This window comes from Streptomyces sp. NPDC091412 (genome assembly GCF_044756885.1).
Classification (GTDB): Bacteria; Actinomycetota; Actinomycetes; order Streptomycetales; family Streptomycetaceae; genus Streptomyces.
Window position 1 is genome coordinate 11031 of the sequence record NZ_JBIVTV010000037.1, and the last position, 23201, is coordinate 34231.

General features: G+C 71.6%; 23 protein-coding genes and 1 rRNA gene. 8 read left to right on the forward strand and 16 right to left on the reverse strand.

The window, feature by feature from the left end; genetic code table 11:
- Both ACIQMV_RS37975 and ACIQMV_RS37980 read left to right on the forward strand, forming a co-directional pair.
- On the forward strand, positions 1-233 hold a 233-nt coding region (locus ACIQMV_RS37975), incomplete at its 5' end, for a hypothetical protein (protein ID WP_402597647.1).
- 88 nt (positions 234-321) lie between these two features.
- A complete protein-coding gene (locus ACIQMV_RS37980) occupies positions 322-723 on the forward strand; it encodes a hypothetical protein (RefSeq protein WP_141359533.1) in 402 nt (133 codons plus the stop codon).
- 72 nt (positions 724-795) lie between these two features.
- Here ACIQMV_RS37980 and hemB read toward each other — a convergent pair whose 3' ends face one another.
- Positions 796-1788 (reverse strand): porphobilinogen synthase, encoded by a 993-nt coding sequence (hemB, locus tag ACIQMV_RS37985; protein ID WP_141359534.1) that lies wholly within the window; start codon positions 1786-1788, stop codon positions 796-798.
- 65 nt (positions 1789-1853) lie between these two features.
- On the opposite strand from hemB, the gene ACIQMV_RS37990 reads away from it, so the two are divergent.
- The 3 genes from ACIQMV_RS37990 (at position 1854) to ACIQMV_RS38000 (ending at position 5361) form a co-directional block, all read left to right on the forward strand.
- On the forward strand, positions 1854-2450 hold the full coding sequence (locus tag ACIQMV_RS37990; protein ID WP_402597648.1) for a zinc-binding dehydrogenase: 597 nt from the start codon (positions 1854-1856) through the stop codon (positions 2448-2450).
- A 52-nt stretch (positions 2451-2502) separates the two neighbouring features.
- A complete protein-coding gene (locus ACIQMV_RS37995; RefSeq protein WP_402597649.1) occupies positions 2503-3837 on the forward strand; it encodes an NAD-dependent succinate-semialdehyde dehydrogenase in 1335 nt (444 codons plus the stop codon).
- A 93-nt stretch (positions 3838-3930) separates the two neighbouring features.
- On the forward strand, positions 3931-5361 hold the full coding sequence (locus tag ACIQMV_RS38000; RefSeq protein WP_402597650.1) for a PH domain-containing protein: 1431 nt from the start codon (positions 3931-3933) through the stop codon (positions 5359-5361).
- Positions 5362-5445: 84 nt separating this feature from the next.
- Here the strand turns inward: ACIQMV_RS38000 and ACIQMV_RS38005 are convergent, their stop codons facing one another.
- From ACIQMV_RS38005 to ACIQMV_RS38025, 5 genes are all read right to left on the reverse strand, one after another.
- Positions 5446-7152 (reverse strand): uroporphyrinogen-III synthase, encoded by a 1707-nt coding sequence (locus tag ACIQMV_RS38005; protein ID WP_402597652.1) that lies wholly within the window; start codon positions 7150-7152, stop codon positions 5446-5448.
- On the reverse strand, positions 7149-8120 hold the full coding sequence (hemC, locus tag ACIQMV_RS38010) for a hydroxymethylbilane synthase (RefSeq protein WP_402597654.1): 972 nt from the start codon (positions 8118-8120) through the stop codon (positions 7149-7151). Before hemC ends, ACIQMV_RS38005 begins: the two co-directional genes overlap by 4 nt.
- On the reverse strand, positions 8117-9928 hold the full coding sequence (locus ACIQMV_RS38015; RefSeq protein ID WP_402597655.1) for a glutamyl-tRNA reductase: 1812 nt from the start codon (positions 9926-9928) through the stop codon (positions 8117-8119). The genes hemC and ACIQMV_RS38015 overlap by 4 nt, the downstream gene beginning before the upstream one ends.
- Entirely contained in the window at positions 9925-10689 is a 765-nt protein-coding gene (locus tag ACIQMV_RS38020; RefSeq protein WP_141359541.1) for a redox-sensing transcriptional repressor Rex, read from the reverse strand. Before ACIQMV_RS38020 ends, ACIQMV_RS38015 begins: the two co-directional genes overlap by 4 nt.
- A 298-nt stretch (positions 10690-10987) precedes the next feature.
- The gene (locus ACIQMV_RS38025) at positions 10988-11272 is read right to left on the reverse strand and encodes a glutaredoxin family protein (RefSeq protein ID WP_172632892.1); all 285 of its coding nucleotides are present in this window, start codon (positions 11270-11272) and stop codon (positions 10988-10990) included.
- A gap of 129 nt (positions 11273-11401) precedes the next feature.
- Between ACIQMV_RS38025 and ACIQMV_RS38030 the strand changes: the two genes are divergently transcribed.
- From ACIQMV_RS38030 to ACIQMV_RS38040, 3 genes are all read left to right on the forward strand, one after another.
- Positions 11402-12328 carry an HAD family hydrolase gene (locus tag ACIQMV_RS38030; RefSeq protein WP_402597656.1) on the forward strand — a complete coding sequence of 309 codons (927 nt, stop codon included), beginning with the start codon at positions 11402-11404 and terminating at the stop codon, positions 12326-12328.
- A gap of 458 nt (positions 12329-12786) precedes the next feature.
- Entirely contained in the window at positions 12787-13611 is an 825-nt protein-coding gene (locus ACIQMV_RS38035) for an ECF subfamily RNA polymerase sigma factor, BldN family (RefSeq protein WP_401782226.1), read from the forward strand.
- 235 nt (positions 13612-13846) lie between these two features.
- Entirely contained in the window at positions 13847-15139 is a 1293-nt protein-coding gene (locus tag ACIQMV_RS38040) for a DUF5667 domain-containing protein (RefSeq protein WP_402597658.1), read from the forward strand.
- Positions 15140-15212: 73 nt separating this feature from the next.
- Here the strand turns inward: ACIQMV_RS38040 and ACIQMV_RS38045 are convergent, their stop codons facing one another.
- From ACIQMV_RS38045 to rrf, 10 genes are all read right to left on the reverse strand, one after another.
- Positions 15213-16274 (reverse strand): lysophospholipid acyltransferase family protein, encoded by a 1062-nt coding sequence (locus ACIQMV_RS38045; protein WP_141359546.1) that lies wholly within the window; start codon positions 16272-16274, stop codon positions 15213-15215.
- 13 nt (positions 16275-16287) lie between these two features.
- Complete coding sequence (locus tag ACIQMV_RS38050) at positions 16288-17346, reverse strand: NAD-dependent epimerase/dehydratase family protein (RefSeq protein WP_141359547.1); 1059 nt, start codon at positions 17344-17346, stop codon at positions 16288-16290.
- 241 nt (positions 17347-17587) lie between these two features.
- Positions 17588-17686, reverse strand: coding sequence for a 30S ribosomal protein bS22 (locus ACIQMV_RS38055; protein ID WP_003948845.1), 99 nt, complete (start codon positions 17684-17686; stop codon positions 17588-17590).
- Positions 17687-17850: 164 nt separating this feature from the next.
- On the reverse strand, positions 17851-18063 hold the full coding sequence (locus tag ACIQMV_RS38060) for a helix-turn-helix domain-containing protein (RefSeq protein WP_004984898.1): 213 nt from the start codon (positions 18061-18063) through the stop codon (positions 17851-17853).
- Between the two features lie 128 nt (positions 18064-18191).
- The gene (locus ACIQMV_RS38065; RefSeq protein ID WP_402597661.1) at positions 18192-19007 is read right to left on the reverse strand and encodes a phosphatase; all 816 of its coding nucleotides are present in this window, start codon (positions 19005-19007) and stop codon (positions 18192-18194) included.
- 99 nt (positions 19008-19106) lie between these two features.
- A complete protein-coding gene (locus ACIQMV_RS38070) occupies positions 19107-20279 on the reverse strand; it encodes an acetoin utilization protein AcuC (RefSeq protein ID WP_225078158.1) in 1173 nt (390 codons plus the stop codon).
- The gene (locus ACIQMV_RS38075; protein ID WP_402597663.1) at positions 20230-21471 is read right to left on the reverse strand and encodes an MFS transporter; all 1242 of its coding nucleotides are present in this window, start codon (positions 21469-21471) and stop codon (positions 20230-20232) included. Before ACIQMV_RS38075 ends, ACIQMV_RS38070 begins: the two co-directional genes overlap by 50 nt.
- 60 nt (positions 21472-21531) lie before the next feature.
- On the reverse strand, positions 21532-22290 hold the full coding sequence (locus ACIQMV_RS38080) for a VC0807 family protein (protein ID WP_402597665.1): 759 nt from the start codon (positions 22288-22290) through the stop codon (positions 21532-21534).
- Between the two features lie 93 nt (positions 22291-22383).
- The gene (locus ACIQMV_RS38085) at positions 22384-23028 is read right to left on the reverse strand and encodes an HAD family hydrolase (RefSeq protein ID WP_402597667.1); all 645 of its coding nucleotides are present in this window, start codon (positions 23026-23028) and stop codon (positions 22384-22386) included.
- 87 nt (positions 23029-23115) lie between these two features.
- A 5S ribosomal RNA gene (gene rrf, locus ACIQMV_RS38090) occupies positions 23116-23201 on the reverse strand; the annotation flags it as partial.

Sequence of the window (23201 nt, forward strand, 5' to 3'; positions counted from 1 at the left end):
TCATCGAACACCCCCTCCTCCTCGCCATGCTCATGCGCCGCCGCGAGGAGCGCGGGGAGTCGATGATCCAGAACCCCCTGCTGCTCGCCGCCCTGATGCGCCGCCGGGAGGAACGCGAGGAGCCCATCATCGAACACCCCCTCCTCCTCGCCATGCTCATGCGCCGCCGCGAGGAGCGCGGGGAGTCGATGATCCAGAACCCCCTGCTGCTCGCCGCCCTGGCCCGGCGCTAGGCACGGGCGACACCCCGCCCCCCGACGGCCGCGCCCACCGGCATCGGGGGGCGGGTCCCGTACGGCAATCGAACTTGAGGAACCACAAATGGCAGCTGAGTCCGGCGGAGAGACGGAACGGGATCCCCTGGAGACCTTCATCGACGAGGTCTTCGAGGAAATGGTGCGCGAGTCCGGGATTCCGCACACCGGTACCGGTATCAGGCATGGGAAGGACCCGCTGACGGCGGCTCTGCTGGAAGCGGCCGCGACGTCTCTTTCCCGGCCGGCGCACTCCCGGTCCTCGGAACTGGAGAAGGCGCTGTTCGCGCAGGTCCTGGCGACCGCGTTGGCGGAATCCCTCGCGCCCGCCCTGGCGGAGGCCCTGGCCATGGAGATCATGAAGGTGCTGAACCAGCATGCCGCCTCGCACGGCGGCTCGGCCCGGGCGTCGGCGGGCGGAGGTTCCCGCGGCCGACGCGGCGAAGGCGAACGGGGCACGGGCTCATGACCCCTCCGCGCACCGGTCACGGCGCGGCGGGGCCGCCCGTGCGGAGACGGGCGGCCCGGCGGGGTGGCGGGGTCAGCGCAGCTTCTGCGCGACCTCGGTGGCCCAGTAGGTGAGGATGTTGCGCGCCCCGGCCCGCTTGATGCCGGTCAGGGTCTCCAGGATGGCCCGGTCCCGGTCGACCCAGCCCTTCTCGGCGGCGGCCTCGATCATCGAGTACTCGCCGGAGATCTGGTAGGCGGCGACCGGCACGTCCACGGCGTCGGCGACCCGGGCGAGGATGTCGAGGTAGGGACCGGCCGGCTTGACCATCACCATGTCGGCGCCCTCCTCCAGGTCGAGGGCCAGCTCCCGCAGCGACTCCCTCAGGTTCGCCGGATCCTGCTGGTAGGTCTTGCGGTCCCCCCTCAGCGAGGAGCCGACCGCCTCCCGGAAGGGCCCGTAGAACGCGGACGAGTACTTGACGGTGTAGGCGAGGACGGCCACGTCCTCCCGACCGATCTGGTCCAGCGCGTCCCGGATGACGCCGATCTGCCCGTCCATCATCCCGCTGGGGCCCACGACATGGGCGCCGGCGTCGGCCTGGACCTGGGCCATCTCGGCGTACCGCTCGAGCGTGGCGTCGTTGTCGACCCGGCCCTCGGCGTCGAGGACGCCGCAGTGGCCGTGGTCGGTGAACTCGTCGAGGCACAGGTCGGACATGACGAGCAGCTCGTCCCCGACCTCGGCGCGCACATCGCGCAGCGCGACCTGGAGGATCCCGTCCGGGTCCGTTCCCGCCGTCCCGAGGCCGTCCTTCTTGCCCTCCTCCGGCACCCCGAACAGCATGATCCCGGAGATCCCGGCCTCCACCGCCTCGGCGGCCGCCTTCTTCAGGCTCTCCCGCGTGTGCTGCACCACCCCGGGCATCGTCGAGATCGGCACGGGCTCGCTCACGCCCTCGCGGACGAACGCGGGGAGGATGAGGTCCGCCGGGTGCAGCCGGGTCTCGGCGACCATGCGCCGCATGGCGGGGATGGTGCGCAGCCGGCGAGGACGCGTACCGGGAAAGGATCCGTACTTCGTCATGCCCTCTACGCTACGCCCGCCGCCCCGATGCCTTTGCCGACGGGGAGTCGGCCGGGGCGGCGGCCGTGCCGGCCGGTCTCGGGCTTCTGCTCGGGCTGAACGGCAACGCCGCCGCGACCCTGATCGCGTTCGGCTCCGGCGGTTTCCACTTCGCCTTCCTCGCCCGTCGCGGTCGTGGCGCTCGCCGCCCGGTTGAGCGCATCGTCGCCGTCGACCTCTCCCCCGAACGGCTCGCCGTGGCCGAGCGGTTCGGCGCCACCCACACACTCGACGGCGCCGGGACCGACGTCGCGGCCTGGTGCCAGGAGCAGCTCGGCGGAGTGGACTACGCCTTCGAGGCGATCGGGAGCCCCAAGGTCGTCGAGACCCTCCCGGCCATGCTCACCTCGGGCGGCGCGGCCGTCCTGGTCGGGATGGCACCGACCGGCGCGACCGGTTCCTTCGACCTGTTCGACCTCGCCGACCAGGGGAAACGTATCCTCGGCTGCAACTACGGCTCCAGTGTCGGGGAGATCGACATCCCCAAACCGGCCCGCCTCTACCTGGCGGGCCGGCTGCCGCTGGACGACCTGATCGGCAGGACCCGGCCGCTGCGGGAGACGGCGCAGGCGTTCGACGATCTCAGGTCGCACACCGGGGTCAGGACGATCCTGACCCCGTGAGCCGTCCCGTGACCGACAGCCGCCCCGCACCCGACCACTTTCCGGAGACCTGATGTACGCCGTCACCGACCCCACCACCGGCGAAGTCGCCGAGACCTACCCGACCGCCACCGACGCCGAGATCTCGGACGCCGTCGCCGCCGCCCACGCGGCCACCTCCTGGGGCCGTACCAGCTCCGTGGCCGAGCGCTCCGCGCTGCTGCGCCGGCTCGGTGACCTGCACACGGAGCACCAGGCCGAACTGGCCGCGAGCATCGTGCGCGAGATGGGCAAGCCGCTCGCCGAAGCCGAGGGCGAGGTCGGCTTCTGCGCCGACATCTACCACTACTACGCCGACCACGCCGAGGCGTTCCTCGCCGACGAACCGCTCGACGTCACCTCCGGCCCCGGCAGCGCCGTCGTCCGGCGCAGCCCGGTGGGCGTCCTGCTCGGCATCATGCCGTGGAACTTCCCGGCCTACCAGGTGGCCCGGTTCGCCGCCCCGAACCTCGCGCTCGGCAACACCATCGTCCTCAAGCACGCCCCCCAGTGCCCGGCCACCGCCGCCCTGTTGGAGAAGCTGTTCGCCGAGGCCGGCTTCCCGGCCGGCGCGTACGTCAACGTGTACGCCACCAACGAGCAGATCGCCGAGGTGATCGCCGACCCGCGGGTCCAGGGCGTCTCGCTCACCGGCTCGGAGCGCGCCGGTGCCGCCGTCGCCGAGATCGCCGGGCGGAACCTGAAGCGCGTCGTCCTCGAACTCGGCGGCTCCGACCCGTTCATCGTGCTGTCCACCGACGACCTCGACGCGGTCGTCGAGGCCGCCGTCGCCGCCCGGCTCGACAACACCGGCCAGGCCTGCAACGCCGCCAAGCGGTTCGTCGTCGTCGAGGACCTCTACGACGCGTTCGTCGAGAAGTTCACCGCCCGGCTGCTCGCCGGCGAGACCGGTGCCCCGCTGTCGTCGGTCGCCGCCGCCGAGAACCTCGCCCGGCAGGTCGACGAGGCGGTCGCCCAGGGCGCCACGCTCCACAGCGAGGGCGAGCGGCGCGGAGCCTACTTCCCGGCCGGAGTGCTCACGGGGCTCACCACCGAACACACCGCCGCCCGCCAGGAACTCTTCGGACCGGTCGCGATGGTCTTCCCGGCGGCCGACGAGGACGACGCCCTGCGCATCGCCAACGACACTCCCTACGGTCTCGGGTCCTACGTCTTCACCACCGACCCCGCGCAGGCCGAACGCGTCGCCGACCGCATCGAGGCCGGCATGGTCTTCGTCAACGGCGTCGGCGCCGAGGGCGCGGAACTGCCCTTCGGCGGCATCAAGCGCTCCGGCTTCGGCCGCGAACTCGGCCGCCCCGGGATCGAGGAGTTCGTCAACAAGAAGCTCATCCGAACCGTGGCATAACGACTCAGGCCAGGTGAAGGGGTCCGGGCCTTCGAAAGGGGCCCGGACCACCGCACCAGCGTGTGCGGCTCGGCCGATGACAGGATGCCGTGCATGGCCGATGTGCGGAACGCAACCTGCCGCCCCCGCTGGAGACGCGTCCTGTGGTTCTTCGTCCGGGTGAGCGCCGACGCCCGCGGTCTGCGCTTCCGGACGCTGCTGCGCCGCCGGAGCGTGCCATGGGGCGACATCGCCGAACTGCGCGTGCACCGGAAGTCCGCGAGGACCCCCTGGGCCCGGAACGTCCGTCGCGTCAGCCTGGTCCTGCACGACGGACGCGAGCGGCTCCTGCCCCTGCCGCGCAGCCGGCCGACCGGCGACCCGGACTTCGACGCCGAGGTGGAAGCGCTCCGCGCGCTGCACCGCCGCTACGAAGCCACGTATTCGAGCAAGGTCCCCGCCGTGTCGTACCCCACCCCCCGGCGCGGCTGGGTGGGGTTGCTGGTCCTGTGCCCCGTGCTGCTCGCCTGCGCGGCCATGGCTGCGCAGTCCGTGTCCGAGACCGCGTCGTACGAACAGGCGTGGAAGTCGGCCACCGCGTGCACGGCCGGGACGCCCGCCACGGAGCGTGGTGAGTGCCTGCACACGATTCCGGCCGTGATCTCGCGAACCGAGGACAACCAGAGCAGGCGGCGACCCAGCTGGCTGTACTTCACCGGCGGCCGGCCAATGGAGCGAGTCGACGTCTCACGCGATGCCGCCCTGGAGTTCCAGGCCGGCGACCACGTCGAACTGACCGTCTGGCGCGGCCGGGTGATGAAGGTCGCCGGAAAGCACTACGGGTGGCACGCCGACGTCCCCACCGCCGGAAGCATGGCCGTCTTCGCGGCCGTGTTCGCTCTCGCCGCGTGCTACCCCGCGGCCCACTCGCTGCTGAGCCTGCTCGGGCGCCGGCTGCGCGACGACAGGGAGCTCCCGCCGGCCCTCCCGTTCGGGGGCGCGCTCGCCGCCACCGCCCTGTGGCTCCTGCCGCTCTGCTACCTCCACCCCACGACCCTGTTCTCCTCACCCGTGGCGATCACCTGGATGGCCGTGGGCTCGCTGGTCACGCTGGGGCTGTTCGCCGGGGCCTGGCACACCACCTGTGCGCCGGGAGCAGCGGCCGGAACGACCGGGAAGTCCGCCGCCGGAAAGTCCGCCGCCGGAAACAACGAGGAGGAGTTCCTGCCCGCCCGCTTCCTGGAGGACACCGACTACAACCCGCACGGCTTCGGCACCCACATCGTCCTGGGCGGCGGCCCCCTCGCGGTGGCGCCCGGCCCGGGCCGGTTCGCGGCGAAACCGATACCGGTGCAGCGGCTCACCCTCAAGAACGTACGACGCGCCCGGAGCTCCGACCCCGTGGACAGACACTGGGACGTCGCCGAACTCGACGACGCCGGCACCCCGGTCCGCCTCGCGGCCGAACCCGCCGACCTGGCCCGCATCCTCCGCGAGCTGGCCCTCGCGAAAACCTCGGTGAACACCGTGCATCCCGGGCCGTGAAGCCAGCCCGGCCGCCCACCGCGGGCAGAAACGCACGATGGCGGAACGCGCCCGCACGGCACGCTCCGCCACCTGCTCACACACTCACGTCGACGTACGACGCCTGCGCGACCCCGGTCGCCGTTCGCTCGGGCGGGTCACCGGGTCGCCCGCGTCCAGGGCCGCGAGGCGGCGCCTCGCGCCGAAGTCGGCCAGGGCCTCGGCCAGCTTGTGGACGGACGGCTCGGGGGCCATCACGTCCACCCGCAGGCCGTGCTCCTCGGCGGTCTTCGCCGTGGCCGGGCCGATGCAGGCGATCACCGTCACGTTGTGCGGCTTGCCCGCGATGCCGACCAGGTTCCGCACCGTCGACGACGACGTGAACATCACCGCGTCGAAGCCGCCGCCCTTGATGGCCTCGCGGGTCTCCGCCGGGGGCGGGGAGGCGCGGACCGTGCGGTAGGCCGTGACGTCGTCGACCTCCCAGCCCAGTTCGATCAGACCCGCCACGAGCGTCTCCGTGGCGATGTCCGCGCGAGGCAGGAAGACACGGTCGATCGGGTCGAAGACCGGGTCGTACGGCGGCCAGTCCTCCAGCAGGCCCGCGGCGGACTGCTCACCGCTCGGCACCAGGTCCGGCTTCACGCCGAAGGCGATCAGCGCCTTCGCGGTCTGGTCGCCGACGGCCGCCACCTTTATGCCGGCGAAGGCCCGGGCGTCGAGCCCGTACTCCTCGAACTTCTCCCGCACCGCCTTCACCGCGTTGACCGAGGTGAACGCGATCCACTCGTAGCGGCCGGTCACCAGGCCCTTCACCGCGCGCTCCATCTGCTGGGGCGTGCGCGGCGGCTCGACGGCGATCGTCGGGACCTCGTGCGGCACGGCTCCGTAGGACCGCAGCTGGTCGGAGAGCGAGGCCGCCTGCTCCTTGGTGCGCGGCACGAGGACCTTCCACCCGAACAGCGGCTTGGACTCGAACCACGACAGCTGGTCGCGCTGGGCGGTCGCGCTGCGCTCGCCGACCACGGCTATCACCGGACGCCCGCCGTCCGGGGACGGCAGGACCTTGGCCTGCTTCAGGGTCTGCGCGATCGTGCCGAGCGTCGCCGTCCACGTGCGCTGGCGGGTGGTCGTACCGGCGACCGTCACCGTCAACGGGGTGTCGGGCTTGCGGCCCGCCGAGACCAGTTCACCGGCCGCCGCGGCGACCGAGTCGAGCGTGGTCGACACGACGACCGTGCCGTCCGAGGCGCCGACCTCGGTCCAGCAGCGGTCGGAGGCCGTACGCGCGTCGACGAACCGTACGTCGGTGCCCTGGGCGTCACGCAGCGGCACCCCGGCGTACGCGGGCACGCCGACGGCGGCCGCGATGCCGGGGACGACCTCGAAGGGGACGCCCGCGGCGGCGCAGGCGAGCATCTCCTCCGCGGCGTACGTGTCGAGTCCCGGGTCCCCGGACACCGCACGGACGACCCGCCTGCCGCCCCGCGCGGCCTCCATGACAAGATGTGCGGCATCCCGCACCGCGGGGATCCCAGCGGTTATTGACGTGCCGTCAACTACCGTGAGCTGGGGCGTGCCCGTGCCCGGATGCGAGTCCGCCGAAGGACCCGGGTCCGTGTGCACGACGGCGACGCCCTGCCTGGCGTGCGTGCGCACGAGGTCGAGCACCTCGTGCTCGGCGACGAGGACGTCCGCGTTGGCCAGCGCCTCCACGGCGCGCAGTGTGAGCAGTCCCGGATCTCCGGGTCCGGCACCGAGGAAGGTGACGTGCCCGTGTTCGGGACAGGCGGGAAGGGTGGTGGGGCTCACTGTGCTCGCTCCCCCATCAGACCGGCCGCGCCCTGGGCGAGCATCTCGGTGGCGAGTTCGCGACCGAGTGCCATCGCCTGGTCGTGCGTCTGGGGCACGGGACCGGTGGTGGACAGCTGCACCAGTGCGGAGCCGTCGATCCTGCCGACGACGCCCCGCAGGCGCATTTCCTTGACAATCCGCCCGTCGCCCAGCAGGTCGGCCAGCGCGCCCACCGGGGCGCTGCAACCGGCCTCGAGGGCGGCGAGCAGTGACCGCTCGGCGGTCACGGCGGCCCGCGTGTGCGGGTCGTCGAGCTCGGCGAGCTCGGCGGCGAGGTCAGCGTCTTGGGCGGTGTGCCCCGCCCTGCACTCGACCGCCAGGGCCCCCTGGCCGGGGGCGGGCAGAATCGTGTCGACCGACAGGAAGTCGGTCGCCTCGTCGCTCCGGCCGACCCGGTTCAGCCCGGCGGCGGCGAGCACCACCGCGTCGAGCTCGCCGTTCTTGACGAAGCCGATGCGGGTGTCGACGTTGCCCCGGATCGGGACCGTCTCGATGTCCAGGCCGTGGGCGCGGGCGTACGCGTTCAGCTGGGCCATGCGGCGCGGCGAGCCCGTACCGATGCGCGCCCCGCGGGGCAGGTCGGTGAACTTCAGCGCGTCCCGGGCGACGAGCACGTCGCGCGGGTCCTCGCGCTCGGGTACGGCGGCCAGGACCAGGTCCTCGGGCTGCGTGGTGGGCAGGTCCTTGAGCGAATGAACCGCGAAGTCCACCTCGCCCCGCTGCAACGCCTCGCGCAGCGCGGCCACGAACACACCCGTGCCGCCGATCTGTGCGAGGTGCTCACGGGAGATGTCGCCGTAGGTGGTGACCGGGACGAGCTCGACAGGCCGTCCGGTCACCTGGCTCACGGCGTCCGCCACCAACCCGGACTGGGCCATGGCGAGCTTGCTGCGCCTGGTCCCGAGCCTCAGTGCCTTCTCAGTCATGCTGGCCCTCGGTTCTTGCTGTGCTTCTCGGAGTCGTCGTGCTTCTCGGAGTCGTCGGAATCGCTGTCGGCCCGGGAGACGGAGGCGACCGTCTCGGGGTCCAGGTCGAACAGGGTGCGCAGCGCGTCCGCGTATCCGGCGCCGCCGGGCTCGGCCGCGAGCTGCTTGACCCTGACCGTCGGCGCGTGCAGCAGCTTGTCCACGACACGCCGGACGGTCTGGGTGATCTCCGCCCGGTGTTTGTCGTCGAGGCTGGGCAGCCGCCCCTCCAGGCGGGCGATCTCGCTGCTCACGACGTCGGCGGCCATGGTGCGCAGCGCGACGACGGTGGGTGTGATGTGCGCCGCCCGCAGGGCCGCCCCGAAGGCCGCGACCTCGTCGGAGACGATACGGCGGACCTGGTCGACGTCGGCGGCCATCGGAGCGTCGGCGGAGGCCTCGGCCAGCGACTCGATGTCCACCAGGCGCACCCGGGCGAGCCGGTGCACGGCCGCGTCGACGTCGCGCGGCATGGCGAGGTCCAGCACGAAGAGGGCCGGCTCGGGGCGCGGAGCGACGGCGACCGGCTCGGGCCTGCGGTGCTCGGGGATCCGGCCGGCGGTGGCCACCGTCGCGGCGAGCGCGGTGATCAGCTCGGCATCGGTCTCCGGGCCGGCCTCGGCACGCGCGGACTCGCGGCGGTCGAGAGTTCCTCCCCCAAGCTCTCGGCTCCGCTCGAGCAGGGCGGCACCCCCATCGACCCACGTACCGTGCTGCTCCAGGGTGGCCGCGTCCATGCCGGCCACGGCGGACTCGCCCATCAGGGAGAAGCCGGGCTCGGCGGCGGCGAGGTCCAGCGGGCAGTTCTCGTCGGCACCCGCGGCGCCCACGGGCGGCAGGGGGGTCTCGCGGACGTCCGTCCGCACCGCCGTACGGCCACTGCCGTGCTCTTCCGCGACGGCCTGCGACACGGCGACGGGCACCCCGGTACGGCCCTCGATGGCGGAGGTGACCGTCTCGGCGGTCAGGACCAGTCCGGTCGCGCCGGTGCAGGAGACGGCGACATCTGCACGTGTCAGCTCGAGCGGCACCGCGTTCATCGGTACCGCGCGGGCCAGCACGTCCGTGTCGTCGCCCTCGGTGAGGATCTGGACGAGGCGCTCGGCCCGGTCCGGCGTACGGTTGGCGATCACTATCTCGCGGACGCCGACCCGCGCGAGCGTGGCGGCGGCCAGCGACGACATCGAACCGGCGCCGATGACCAGGGCCTTCTTGCCGCGCGCCCAGTCCTGCACGTCCGCGCCCGCGGACAGCTGCTCCAGGCCGAAGGTGACCAGGGACTGTCCGGCGCGGTCGATGCCGGTCTCGGAGTGGGCGCGCTTGCCGACCCGCAGGGCCTGCTGGAACAGGTCGTTCAGCAGACGCCCGGCGGTGTGCAGGTCCTGGGCGCGGGCCAGCGAGTTCTTGATCTGGCCGAGGATCTGGCCCTCGCCGACGACCATCGAGTCCAGGCCGCAGGCCACCGAGAACAGGTGGTGGACGGCCCGGTCCTCGTAGTGCACGTAGAGGTACGGGGTGAGTTCCTCGAGACCGACCCCGCTGTGCTGGGCGAGCAGTGTGGACAGCTCGGCGACACCGGCGTGGAACTTGTCCACGTCGGCGTACAGCTCGATGCGGTTGCAGGTGGCGAGCACGGCGGCCTCGGTGGCCGGCTCGGCGGCGACCGTGTCCTGGAGCAGCTTGTCCTGGCCGTCCGCGCTCAGCGAGGCGCGCTCCAGGAGGCTGACCGGGGCGCTGCGGTGGCTCAGTCCGACGACGAGGAGACTCATGCCGGCATCACGGCGGGGACATCCCCGTCCGGGCCCTGGTCGGTGGACTCGTCGCGGACCGCGGCGGCGGGCGGGAGGGTGCGGTCGGCGACGGCCTCCTCACCGGCCTTGCGCTGCTCGTGGAAGGCGAGGATCTGAAGCTCGATGGAGAGGTCGACCTTGCGCACGTCGACGCCGTCCGGAACGGACAGCACGGTCGGCGCGAAGTTCAGGATGGAGGTGACACCGGCGGCCACCAGCCGGTCGCAGACCTGCTGGGCGGCGCCCGCGGGGGTCGAGATCACGCCGATCGACACGCCGTTGTCCCGGATGATCTTCTCCAGCTCGTCGGCGTGCTGGACCGGGATGCCGGCGACGGGCCGGCCGGCCATCGCGGGGTCGGCGTCGATGAGCGCGGCGACGCGGAAGCCGCGGGAGGCGAAGCCGCCGTAGTTGGCGAGGGCGGCGCCGAGGTTTCCGATACCGACGATCACAACCGGCCAGTCCTGGGTGAGCCCCAGTTCGCGGGAGATCTGGTACACGAGATACTCGACGTCGTAGCCGACCCCGCGGGTCCCGTAGGAGCCGAGGTAGGAGAAGTCCTTGCGCAGCTTGGCGGAATTGACCCCCGCCGCGGCCGCGAGCTCCTCGGAGGAGACCGTGGGCACCGAGCGCTCCGACAGTGCGGTCAGGGCTCGGAGGTACAGCGGAAGCCTGGCGACGGTGGCCTCGGGAATCCCTCGGCTACGGGTCGCCGGTCGGTGAGTTCGGCCAGTTGCCACGGTGCTCCTGCGGGTAGAGCGGGGCTGCGGGCGGTCATATGTCCCCAGACCGCCCCGTCGACAGCAGGCTATGTCTTTGTGAACGTGTGCACAAAGATGGTGTCCGATTTGCCCGGCCAACGTGACCGGGGTCACGCACCCCCGACGCGGATGTTTGGAACCGGCACATCCGCACCTCTGTGCCTTTCTTGTTGGGGGCAAAACCGCACACTCTCCTCTACGATCCCCACCCCCGAGGCCAAGACGCCATCGATTCTAGGCGACTTCCGGCCAGTTTGGACTCCTCGGTCAGTCCCGATCAGCCCGCGAGCTCCTTGCGCAGCCGCCCCTCGTTCACCCGCCAGAAGGTGTGCTGTTCACCGTCGACGAGTACAACCGGAATCTGCTCCCAGTACTGGTCGTACAACTCCGGATCCTGGGTGATGTCCTTCTGCTCCCAGGCGACGCCCAGGTCGGCGCAGACCTTCTCCACGACGGCCTGCGCGTCGTCGCACAGGTGGCAGCCCGGCTTGCGGACGAGGGTGACGAGCCGCCCCTGGGGCCCGGGGGACCTGCGGCGGAAGATGGGACTCATGTCGGCCATTGTCGCTCCGGCACGGGGCCGCGGAACCCCGCCGGCGCGGACCGCCGCAACGACACCGTCGCGAAGAGTTCACGGGCCGCGAAACCTTTCGACTCCGGAACCACCCGGCCAACTGGCTATGCTCACGCCATGGCCGCTCTCGGATGGCTCACTTCCCGTAGGCGCTCCGCCACGGCGCGAAGCGTGTTGGCAGGCGAGGCCTCTGCGGAGGCAGCGCGCAAATCCTCGCAGGAAGCGGGCGTCCCGCCGGCCCCGCGGGAGGCGTCGGAGTTCCCGGTGCACGGGGACGAAAGGGCCGCCGCCTTCTTCGACCTGGACAACACCGTCATGCAGGGCGCCGCGCTGTTCCACTTCGGCCGGGGCCTGTACAAGCGGAAGTTCTTCGACACGCGCGACCTCGCCAAGTTCGCCTGGCAGCAGGCGTGGTTCCGGCTGGCCGGGGTGGAGGACCCCGAGCACATGCAGGACGCCCGCGACTCGGCGCTGTCGATCGTGAAGGGCCACCGGGTCGCCGAGCTGAAGTCCATCGGCGAGGAGATCTACGACGAGTACATGGCCGAGCGGATCTGGCCGGGCACGCGCGCACTCGCCGAGGCCCACCTGGAGGCCGGTCAGAAGGTGTGGCTGGTCACAGCCGCGCCGGTGGAGATCGCCCAGGTCATCGCCCGCCGGCTGGGCCTGACCGGCGCCCTGGGCACGGTGGCGGAGTCCGTCGACGGCGTCTACACCGGCCGACTGGTCGGCGAACCGCTGCACGGCCCGGCGAAGGCGGAGGCGGTGCGCGCCCTGGCCACGGCGGAGGCCCTGGACCTGACCCGCTGCGCCGCCTACAGCGACTCCCACAACGACATCCCCATGCTGTCCCTGGTCGGCCACCCCTACGCCATCAACCCCGACGCCAAGCTCCGCCGCCACGCCCGGGAGATGGACTGGCGCCTGCGCGACTACCGCACCGGCCGCAAGGCGGCCAAGGTCGGCATCCCCGCGGCGGCCGGCGTCGGCGCCGTCGCCGGCGGCACCGCCGCGGCCATCGCCCTGCACCGCCGCCGCCGCTGACGCCGCAGTACCGCACCGCCGCTCCCCCACTCGTCACCGGCCGCTCACGCCCCGCGCTCGCGGCCGGCCACCGTCCGTACCGCCCGCGGCCCGTACCGCCCAGTGGCGGTACGGGCCTCAGCCGATCGCGTTCGTGCGGCGCACCCGGAACCGCGGGCAATTGACCGAACGTACGCCCATGCCGTTCTGGCCATTCGAATTGGCGGTGCATCGCCAGGATGCGCCCCGGACACACACCGAAGACGGAACAGATCGGTCAGCAAACGGTCACTCTCCGACGTCCGATCGCACGCCAATCGGTTACGGAAGCGACGGAATCGATGATTTGAGCAACTCGGTGTAGCAGTGCCTGTACGAAGCGTTATTCTCCTCAGACGCAAACCAGTTACCCCATCGTCGCTACGACGGGTGAACGGTTCCGCACTGCACGTGATGGAAGCTCTGCCTCTGGGAGTCCCGTGTACCCACACGTCGGGGTTGACGCCTCGGGCCTGGCTACGCTCCGCGCAACGGTCCTGGACCTGCTGCGCGGTCTCGTCCCCACCGCGTACGCCGGCCCCGTATTCGCCACCGCCGCGCCGGTAGGTCCGGCCTACGCGCTGGCCGACGGCATGGAGCAGGTGCCGACTCGCAGCGCCGTGGTCGAGGGACGACGAACCGGCGACGGACGGGCGGCCGGCCGCCGAGGACGCTCGGCCTCGGCGGGCACCGTCCGGCGGCCCGCCGCGGACAGCGACAGCGCCCGGATGATGGAGCTCGTCGAGCGCGCCCAGGCCGGCGAGGCCGATGCCTTCGGACGGCTCTACGACCAGTACAGCGACACCGTGTACCGGTACATCTACTACCGTGTCGGCGGCAAGGCGACGGCCGAGGACCTCACCAGCGAGACCTTTCTGCGCGCCCTGCGCCGCATCGGCACCTTCACCTGGCAGGGCCGCGACTTCGGCGCCTGGCTGGTCACCATCGCCCGCAACCTCGTCGCCGACCACTTCAAGTCCAGCCGGTTCCGGCTCGAGGTCACCACCGGCGAGATGCTCGACGCCAACGAGGTCGAGCGCTCCCCCGAGGACTCCGTCCTCGAGTCCCTGTCCAACGCCGCCCTCCTGGACGCCGTACGACGGCTCAACCCGCAGCAGCAGGAATGCGTCACGCTCCGCTTCCTCCAGGGCCTGTCCGTCGCGGAGACCGCCCGGGTGATGGGCAAGAACGAGGGTGCCATCAAGACCCTTCAGTACCGGGCCGTGCGCACCCTGGCCCGGCTTCTCCCCGACGACGCGCGCTGAGCCGCACACACGCTCCGCGACCTTCAACTCACGCTCCGTCGAAGCGCGTTGACTTCTCGATCCGATCCGCCCGGGTCCGTAACCCAAGTGCCGCGCCGCTCGTTGTGCGGGATAGAGGCTCCCTGTGGTCACGCCCTGGCCAATCCTGGTCGACCGACCCGGAAGAAGCGGCTGTGGACGTGCACCCTCAGGACCCCCGGGGAGTCGACCGTGATGACGAGAGGAGGTGCCGCCAGTGATCGCGAATGTATCGGCGCACCGGCGGGCGAACGCCTTCGCCCAGGCCCTGGAAGAACTGTCCGACCGGGGCACGGCGGCCGAACAGGCCGAAGGACCGGCACGGGCCCCGGCTGCCGCGGAACAGACCGAGCAGGGCCGCATGCTGGCCCTCGCCACCGGTCTGGACGCGCTGCCGCGGCCGGAGCTGGACCCCGAGGTCAAGGTCGTCCAGCGGGCCCGCCTGGTGGCCGCGATGGAGGCCATGCTCCAGGAGAGCACCGCGGCGGGCGAGGCGAGTGACCCACCGGTGCCCGCCCAGAAAACGGGGAGCGAAGCGACTTCCTTGGAAGGGCGGCGGCGGCGGGGGACGGGCGGGCGGGCGCGCGGCGCACACCGGGCGAGCGGCCTGGGGAAACTGCGGCCGCGCACGCGGCTGAGCAAGTCGCTGGCCGCCGGCGGACTCAGCGTGGGTGTGGCCGCGGGAGCCTTCGGCGGAGTGGCCGCCGCCAGCTCCAGCGCCCTCCCCGGTGACTCGCTGTACGGCCTCAAGCGCGGCATCGAGGACTTCAAGCTCACCTACCTGACCGACGGCGCCGACGAGCAGGGCCAGGCCTACCTCGACCTCGCCTCGACCCGGTTGAGCGAGGCCCGCAGGCTGATGGAGCGCGGCCGCGGCGGCGGGCTCGACCACGAGTCGCTCGGCGAGATCCGCCGCACCCTGTCCGGGATGCAGCACGACGCGACCGAGGGCCACCGCCTGCTGCACGAGGCGTACGAGCGCGACCCCGACTCCCTGCGTCCCATCCAGGCCCTCTCCACCTTCTCGCGGTCCCACCGCGAGGCCTGGGGCGCGCTCCGCGACCGCCTCCCCGTGCAGCTCGGCGACGTCAGTCAGCAGGTGTCGTCGGTGTTCGACGCCATAGACGACGAGGTCGCCCCGCTCCAGTCGATGCTCCCCCAGCACCCCGCCCCGGGCGGCGACGGCACGCAGCACGGCCCCCGGCCGACACCGACCGCCGGTTCGCCTGGCGCCGCGCACTCGGCCCAGCCCAGCACCGGCGGCGACACCTCCTCCGGCAGCCCCCACACCGGCAGCGACAGCCCCAGCGCGTCGACCGGCTCGGGCAGCGCGGACGAGGGGCTGTTCGGCGGCTCCACCGGCGGTCTGCTGGACCCGCCGAAGCCCAGCAGCGGCAGCGCCTCGCCGTCCGCGACCAAGTCGCCGTCCAGCGGCCCCGACGTGACGATCCCGCCGCTTCTCCCGGGCCTGCTGCCCGGCCTCGGTATCAACGCGGAGGACGCGAAGTAGGCGGTGCCGGGCACAGCCCCACGAAGGCGGGGGCACCCCTCACCAGGGGTGCCCCCGCCTTCGTGGGGCACGGTCAGAAGAACACCGACCTGCGCTGCACCAGCAGCTTGTAGAGGGTGTGCTGGATCTGTTCGCGGACCTGGTCGGTCAGGTTGAACATCAGCATCGGGTCCTCGGCCGCCTCCGGCGGATACCCGTCCGTCGGAATGGGCTCGCCGAACTGGATCGTCCACTTCGTCGGCAGCGGGATCGCGCCCAGCGGCCCCAGCCACGGGAAGGTGGGCGTCAGCGGGAAGTACGGGATGCCCAGCAGCCGCGCGAGGGTCTTGGCGTTGCCGATCATCGGGTAGATCTCCTCGGCCCCGACGATCGAGCACGGGATGATCGGCACGCCCTGGCGCAGCGCGGTCGACACGAAGCCGCCGCGCCCGAACCGCTGCAGCTTGTAGCGCTCGCTGAACGGCTTGCCGATGCCCTTGAAGCCCTCCGGCATCACCCCGACCAGCTCGCCCTGCCCGAGCAGCCGCTCGGCGTCCTCGGTGCAGGCGAGGGTGTGGCCGAGCTTGCGGGCGAGTTCGTTGACCACCGGCAGCACGAACACCAGGTCGGCCGCGAGCAGCCGCAGATGCCGGTCCGCGGGATGCCGGTCGTGCACGGCGACCTGCATCATCAGCCCGTCCAGCGGCAGCGTGCCGGAGTGGTTGGCGACGATCAGGGCGCCGCCCTCGGCGGGAATGTTCTCGATGCCCTTCACATCGACCCGGAAGTACTTCTCGTACAGAGGCCGCAACAGGGACATCAGAAGCTGGTCGGTGAGTTCGGCGTCGTAGCCGAAGTCGTCGACGTCGTAGTCCCCGGTGAGGCGGCGGCGCAGGAACGCCAGACCGCTTGCGATGCGCCGCTCCAGACCGCCGTCCTGCGACGGCCGGCTCGGCGGCTCTGGCGGCTGTCCCTCACTGGTCACCGGGACATCATCCTGCGCGGCCCCCCTGCCGGGCAGGGGCTGCACCTCGCCGACCGCCGCCGGCTCGGCGCCGGTGCGGCGGCTCCCCGTGCTCCGGCGCCGCGACGGCCGCTGTCCGGCGCTCCCGCGGGACCGGTCGTCGTCGAACGGAATGACCTTGGCGTCCGCCATGCTGCTGCGCTCCTCAGTAGGCGCTCTGCGTCGGGTGGCCACTGCCCGGGTGGGACAGGGCGGCGATCCGGTCGACGGCCCCCGCGAGGACCTCCGGCGGCAGCAGCCCGGGGCCGCGGCTGCGGGCGAATTCGGCGAAGGTCTGCGCGGTCGTGTACTTGGGTGCGAAGCCGAGTGTTTCGCGCATCTGGTCCGTCGCGACGACCCGGCCGTGGGTCAGCAGACGGATCTGCTCGGGTGAGAAGTCCGTCATTCCCAGCGTACGCACCAGCGAGCCCGCCCACGTCACGGCGGGAAGCAGCAGCGGCACCGTGGGGCGTCCCAGCCGCCGGGAGCACTGCGACAGCAGCAGCACGCCGTCGCCGGCGATGTTGAACGTGCCGCTGTTGAGGGTGGCGCGACGCGGCTCGTGCGAGGCGATCCGCAGCACCTCGATCACGTCGTCCTCGTGGACGAACTGCAACCGCGGGTCGTAGCCGAACACCGTCGGCAGCACCGGCAGCGAGAAGTACGAGGCGAGCGGGGTGTCCGCCGTCGGGCCGAGGATGTTGGCGAACCTGAGCACGCACACGGCGACGTCCGGCCGCCGCCTGGCGAAGCCCCGCACATACCCCTCGACCTCGACCGTGTCCTTCGCGAAACCGCCGCTGGGCAGGGACTTGGGCGGGGTGGTCTCGGTGAACACCGCCGGGTCCCGGGGCGCGGAGCCGTAGACGTTGGTGCTGGACTTGACCACCAGCCGCTTGACGGACGGGGACTTCTGGCAGGCCCCCAGCAGCTGCATGGTGCCGATGACGTTGGTCTCCTTGACCAGGGCCCGGCTGCCGCTGCCCAGCGCGGTGCCGGTCACGTCCATGTGCACCACCGTGTCGGCGGACGTCTCGGCGAGCACCCGCGCGATCGTGGGCTGCCGGATGTCCGCCTGGACGAAGTCGGCGCCGCCCAGATGGTGCTCGGGCGGAACCGCGTCCACGGCGACCACCCGGTCGACCTCCGGGTCACGCTGGATGCGCCGTACGAACCGGCCCGCGAGCTGACGGGCCACTCCGGTCACGAGCACGACCTGTCCCAAGATCAGCGCCTTCCTTCCCGCCCGGATCACCGCCGGGTTCCCCGTGTGCGGCCAACCTATCGGGTCGAGGTTGCGCTGCGGCGACCTCTCGATGCGCGACGTGACGGCAGGTACGTGCGTGCGAACGGGATGGCGCCACCCCCGCGGGCGGCCGGCCCGGGACGCACGCGACCCCCCACCGGATGCGGTGGGGGGTCACAGACACGCTTTCGCGTTGGCGCGTACCTCGCGCGACCGGCGTCTACTTCTTGTTGCGACGCTGGACGCGGGTGCGCTTGAGCAGCTTGCGGTGCTTCTTCTTGGCCATCCGCTTGCGCCGCTTCTTGATAACAGAGCCCACGACTACCCTCGCTCACTTCTCATCACTCGGTGTTTGGGCGCCATGGGCCCACACGACCTACGAGGGGCTAGCCTACCCGCCCGAGCGCTGAGGTCGTAATCGAGGTTTCCGGAGGGATCCGGAAGTGTTCCGTAGTGTCCTTCACGGACCCCTCCTGATCGTCGTCAGGCGGTTTCCACCCCCACGTAGCTCTCGCGGAGGTACTCGTGAACCGCTTGCTCCGGGACGCGGAAAGACCGCCCCACGCGGATCGCGGGCAGATGACCGCTGTGCACCAGGCGGTACACGGTCATCTTCGACACTCGCATGACCGAGGCGACTTCCGCCACGGTAAGGAACTGAACCTCGTTCAGAGGCCTTTCGCCAGCTGCAGCCATGACACACCTGAACCTTCCGCACTCGACGGCCACCGGCTTCCCCTTCCGGTGACTCTTCGTCGTTGCGTGCTCACTCCCCAGACTAGGGGCGGGTGATGCGAGTGGGGAAGAGGTGGACCATCGGCGGCCTACTGTGACAGACAGGCGCGATTGAGTACGTAGCGGGCCAGCGGGCGGTACCAGGCGGGCCGTACGCCGTCATCAAGTGGAACGACGACGGACACGCGCCCCTCCGCCTGCCCGACGAAGAGCGCAGGGTCGTTCGTGTCGGCCGGCCCCATGGCCTCGAACCCCAGCTGACCTGCACCGCAGACCCAGCCGTGATCCCCGATCACCAGTTCCGGCAGCGGGCCGCCGGCGTCGGCCGCCGCCGCGAGCGCCAGCCGAACCGGGAGCGGTGAATGCGTGTGCGCGCCGGGCTCACAACCGGAGCGTTCCGTGCCGGGAGGCCGGACCAGGGCGACTCCTCGTACGTACTCGAGGCGGCACGTGCGTAGGCCGAACCGGGTCGTTATGTCGACACAGCGACCCTGCGCGGGGGTGAGGACGGTACATCCCGCCGCCGACAGGGCGTCCGCCAGCGCGGCGTAGAAACCGAGCAGCCGGTGCGGGTGCCCGGTGCCGAGGAGCACGGGGGCACCGCGCCGCGCCGCCGCACCGAGCCGGTCCGCGAAGGCGTCCAGCGCGGCCAGCGTCAGATCCGGGTCGATGACATCGGGACCGAAGGTGTGCCGCGCATCGGCCGAAACACCACACCTGCGCGCCATCAGCTCGATCAAGTCCCCCTGTTGCCAAGGACCTTCGGGGTCGATCCCGATCAGCACCCGGGGATCCCGGGCCGCGAACAGCCGATAGCTGCGCAGACCGGCCTCCCGCGTCGTGGTCACCATCCCGGCGAGACGGGCCCTCACCAGATGGGCGCGCAGCGCCGCGATGCTCAACACCCGAGCGATGCTGACGCACGCCCTGCGCGATCGTCCCGTGAACCCGGGAACACCGCACAGTCGGCCTAATCGCAGGGCCCGTCCACCGGCGACCGGCGCCTACGGCAGCAGGCCCCGCAGCGGGAACACCGCCCGCCGGGTCGCCAGGATCGCCTGGTCCAGCCGGTCCGCCGGGTCGTACCCCGCCTCCCAGTCCGCCCAGGACACCGGCCACCGCCCGTCGGTCATCCGCATCGGGCCCAACTGCCGTGTCCGCGCGTACACCGTCTGACGCCAGCTCTCGGGAATCACCGTCTCCGGCTCCACCGGCCGTCCCGCCGCGATCCCCACCAGATGCGTCCACGACCGGGGTACGACGTCCACCACCGCGTACCCGCCCCCGCCCAGCGCGACCCACCGCCCCTCGGCATGCTCGTGCGCCAGCTCGTGGCACGCCATCTGCACCGCCCGCTGCGCGTCCAGCGACACCGCCAGATGCGCCAGCGGATCCTCGAAGTGCGTGTCGGCCCCGTGCTGGGTGACCAGCACCTGCGGCCGGAAGTCCGCGACCAGTTCCGGCACCACCGCGTGGAACGCCCGCAGCCACCCGGCGTCCCCGGTCCCCGCCGGCAGCGCCACGTTCACGGCCGAGCCCTCGGCGGACGGGGCCCCGGTCTCCTGCGGCCATCCCGTCTGCGGGAACAGCGTCCGGGGATGCTCGTGCACCGAGATCGTCAGCACCCGCGGGTCCTCCCAGAACGCGGTCTGCACCCCGTCCCCGTGGTGCACGTCGGTGTCGACGTACACGACCCGCTCGGCACCCAGCTCCAGCAGCCGCGCGATCGCCAGCGCGGCGTCGTTGTAGACGCAGAAGCCCGACGCGGCGCCGGGCATCGCGTGGTGCAGCCCGCCCGCGAAGTTCACCGCGTGCAGCGCGTCTCCGCCCCACACGGCCTCCGCCGCCGCCACCGACTGCCCCGCGATCAGCGCGGACACCTCGTGCATCCCGGCGAACGCCGGATCGTCCAACGTCCCCAGTCCGTACGTCCCGTCGGCCGATCCCGGGTCCGCCGACGCGGCCTTCACCGCGGCGATGTAGTCCTCCCGGTGGACCAGCCGCAGCGTCGACTCGCCGGCCGGCCTGGCCGCCACCAGCCGCACCTCCCGGTCGAGTCCGAGCGCGCCGACCAGTTTCCGGGTCAGGAAGAGGCGGACCGGATCCATGGGGTGGTCCCGACCGAAGTCATAGCCCGTTACTGCCTCGTCCCACATCAGCTGTGCGCGGCCGCTCATGACCGCCACCGTATCGGTCCGCTCGCGGCGCGAACGACCCGGCGCACACCCACGTCACCAGCACCAAGGCCATGGGCACCAGCATCGCCCCGCGGTAGCTCCACGCGTCGCCCAGCGCGCCCACCAGCGGCGAGCCGACCAGGAAACCCACGTAGTTGAAGATGTTGAGCCGTGCGACGGCCTTGTCCGAGGCGCCCGGGCCGTAGTTGTCAAAAGCGTGGCGCCCGGCCGCGGCGAAGGTCTGCGGCACCAGCACGCACAGGCCCAGCCCCAGCAGCGTGAACCCGAGCATGCCCACCCAGGGACCGGGCGCCCCGGCGACCACAGCGAACCCCAGCGCCGCGACCAGCGCACCCACCCGTACGACGGCCACGGCACCGAACCGCCGCACCCCGGTGTCCCCGATGGCCCGCCCCAGCAGCGTGGTGACCATGTAGACGTTGTACGGCACCGTCGCCAGCTGCTCGGAGCTGCCCAGCGTGTCCTGGAGGTACTTCGCGCTCCAGTTGGAGACGGTCGAGTCCCCGATGTACGCGAAGGTCATCACCAGACACAGCGGCAGCAGCAGCCGGAACGCGACGTTCCCGCCGCCTTCCCCGGCCTTTTTTCCGGCCTCGTCCGGTGCGGCGGCGGAGTCGGCGTCGACGTACCACCGGCTGCCCACGAGGACCGCCGGCAGCAGCACCCCCACCACCGGCAGGTACGACACCCACAGCGCCAGGTGCCAGTGCGCCCCGGCCCAGGCCAGCGAGGCACCCACGATCCCGCCGAGGCTGTAGACGGCGTGGAAGCCGAGCATGATGCTGCGGCCGTACGCCCGTTGCAGGCTCACCCCGAGCATGTTCATCGAGGCGTCCAGCATTCCCACGGCCAGCCCGAACGCGGCCAGGGCGACCCCCAGTTCGGCGACCCGGCCGCCCGCCCCGACACCGAGCAGGGACAGGAGGACGACGGGCTGGGACCAGCGCAGCAGCCGGCTGGGCCGGACGCGTTTCACCAGGTGTTCGGCGGTCGTGCTGCCGATGCCGGCGAGGATCGGCACGGCGGCCAGGAAAACCGGCAGCAGCGCGTCGGAGACCCCGTACCGGCTCTGGATGGCCGGGATGCGCGTCACGAGAAGAGCGAAGGCGACGCCCTGCGCGAAGAAGCTGAACGCCAGCGAGGCCCTACCGCGCCGCAGCACATCTGTCATGGCCGCGAGCGTAGGGCCCTGGGCTACCTGTGGGTAGGTCCGGTGAAAGATGAATTCTGCTCAGCTTCGGGCGAGGGCGAACCCGTTCGGGGACTTCTGGGCCATGGCGGGCTCCCGGCCGTTGGCGGGCTCCTGGGCCATGGCGGGCTCCTGGGCCTGCGTGGCTTCGGCGTTCGTCCCGGCTTTCGTCTCGGCCATCAGCATGTGCGCCATCGGCCCGGCGGCGAGAGCACCGCTCAGGAGGAACCCGAGCACCATCGCGATCACCATGATCACGGTGCCGAGCCACACCATGGTGTCCACCGGCAGCGTGTAGGCGCCCACGACCCGCACCACGCACTCCGCGAGCAGCACCACGCCCCACACCAGCGAGAACACCTTCTCCGCCCGCTGGAAGTCCGCGGATTCGGCTGCCAGTCGCGCCCAGACGGCCTCCCGCCTCGCGTCGCCCTTCACCAGCCAGGGCTTCATGGCGGCGGTCATCATCGGCCTGCCCATCGCCACGGACACCAGGATGCCGATGCCGATCGCGCTGCTGACGCCGCTGTCCTTGGCGAGCATCAGCCGCGGGTCACCGGCGACGAAACTCAGCAGCAGCCCGACGACGTTGACGAACAGGATGAGCGCGGCGAGCCCGTTGACCCGGCGCTCCCTGGCCGCGGCCCACCCGGTCCGCAGGGCCGGGACCACGCTGCTCCACCCCAGGGCAGCCAGCGTGCTCATCCCGAATCCGTTCTTGAGCAGGTAGTACCCGCCGACCGGCACCGCCACATCCACGAGCAGAGGGGCGAGGTTCGCGCGCTTCGTGTTCGTCGTCATGCTCAAATCCTCGCGGGCGAGGGGGGTCCGCCAGTAGAAACGATCGTCCGGAGCTCCGCATGACAATTGTCAGTGCCGCGGCGGTGGCCGGCGTCATGTCATCAGGTCGGCCAACTCCTCCATGCGAAAGAAGAGTTGGGTGGCATCCGCGAGCTTCGCGGCCGGGGTCATCGCCGTGAACCCGTAGACGTCCATCCCGGCCGCGACGGCAGCCCGCACACCCAGCGGGGAGTCCTCGACGACGACGCATCGCTCGGGGGCCACTCCCATCCGGTCGGCCGCGTGGAGGAACAGGTCCGGCGCCGGCTTGCCCCGGCCCACGTCCTGCGAGCTGAAGATCCGCTCATCGTCGAACCACCGGTCAAGTCCGGTCGCCCGGTGCCCGACCCGGATCCGCTCATGACTCCCCGAGGACGCGACACAGTACGGCGTCCCGTCCACCGTCAGCTTCTCCAGTACGTCGGCGGCACCGGCCACCGGCTTCAGCTCCCGCCGGAACGCGGCGAAGACACGGGCGTGGAAGACGTCGTCGAAGTCGTCCGGCAGCCGCTTCCCCGTCCGCTCCAGGACGAGGTCGTGGATCCGGTGCATCGCCGACCCCATGTAGTCACGGATGGAGTCCTCGTACGAGGTGGGGTGCCCCAGCTCGGTGAGGCAGGCGGCGAGGAGCCGGTTGGAGATGGGCTCACTGTCGACGAGGACGCCGTCGTTGTCGAAGATGACGAGGTCATAGCGCATGACTACGAGCCTAGGCGAGTGCCGGCCGACCGAGCGTAAACGCAGAAAACCCCCGTGCCGAATGGCACGGGGGTTTTCTCAAAATTTGTTCGGCGGCGTCCTACTCTCCCACAGGGTCCCCCCTGCAGTACCATCGGCGCTGTGAGGCTTAGCTTCCGGGTTCGGAATGTAAC

What these genes read in the sequence shown, in the direction of transcription:
- ACIQMV_RS38080 (WP_402597665.1), bottom strand. Translation starts at nt 22,290, where the DNA reads ATGACGACGAACACGAAGCGCGCGAACCTCGCCCCTCTGCTCGTGGAT.
- ACIQMV_RS38030 (WP_402597656.1), top strand. Translation starts at nt 11,402, where the DNA reads ATGGCCGCTCTCGGATGGCTCACTTCCCGTAGGCGCTCCGCCACGGCG.
- hemC (WP_402597654.1), bottom strand. Translation starts at nt 8,120, where the DNA reads ATGACTGAGAAGGCACTGAGGCTCGGGACCAGGCGCAGCAAGCTCGCC.
- ACIQMV_RS37995 (WP_402597649.1), top strand. Translation starts at nt 2,503, where the DNA reads ATGTACGCCGTCACCGACCCCACCACCGGCGAAGTCGCCGAGACCTAC.
- ACIQMV_RS38045 (WP_141359546.1), bottom strand. Translation starts at nt 16,274, where the DNA reads ATGGCGGACGCCAAGGTCATTCCGTTCGACGACGACCGGTCCCGCGGG.
- ACIQMV_RS38015 (WP_402597655.1), bottom strand. Translation starts at nt 9,928, where the DNA reads ATGAGTCTCCTCGTCGTCGGACTGAGCCACCGCAGCGCCCCGGTCAGC.
- hemB (WP_141359534.1), bottom strand. Translation starts at nt 1,788, where the DNA reads ATGACGAAGTACGGATCCTTTCCCGGTACGCGTCCTCGCCGGCTGCGC.
- ACIQMV_RS38000 (WP_402597650.1), top strand. Translation starts at nt 3,931, where the DNA reads ATGGCCGATGTGCGGAACGCAACCTGCCGCCCCCGCTGGAGACGCGTC.
- ACIQMV_RS38070 (WP_225078158.1), bottom strand. Translation starts at nt 20,279, where the DNA reads ATGAGCGGCCGCGCACAGCTGATGTGGGACGAGGCAGTAACGGGCTAT.
- ACIQMV_RS38075 (WP_402597663.1), bottom strand. Translation starts at nt 21,471, where the DNA reads ATGACAGATGTGCTGCGGCGCGGTAGGGCCTCGCTGGCGTTCAGCTTC.
- ACIQMV_RS38060 (WP_004984898.1), bottom strand. Translation starts at nt 18,063, where the DNA reads ATGGCTGCAGCTGGCGAAAGGCCTCTGAACGAGGTTCAGTTCCTTACC.
- ACIQMV_RS38085 (WP_402597667.1), bottom strand. Translation starts at nt 23,028, where the DNA reads ATGCGCTATGACCTCGTCATCTTCGACAACGACGGCGTCCTCGTCGAC.
- ACIQMV_RS37980 (WP_141359533.1), top strand. Translation starts at nt 322, where the DNA reads ATGGCAGCTGAGTCCGGCGGAGAGACGGAACGGGATCCCCTGGAGACC.
- ACIQMV_RS38025 (WP_172632892.1), bottom strand. Translation starts at nt 11,272, where the DNA reads ATGGCCGACATGAGTCCCATCTTCCGCCGCAGGTCCCCCGGGCCCCAG.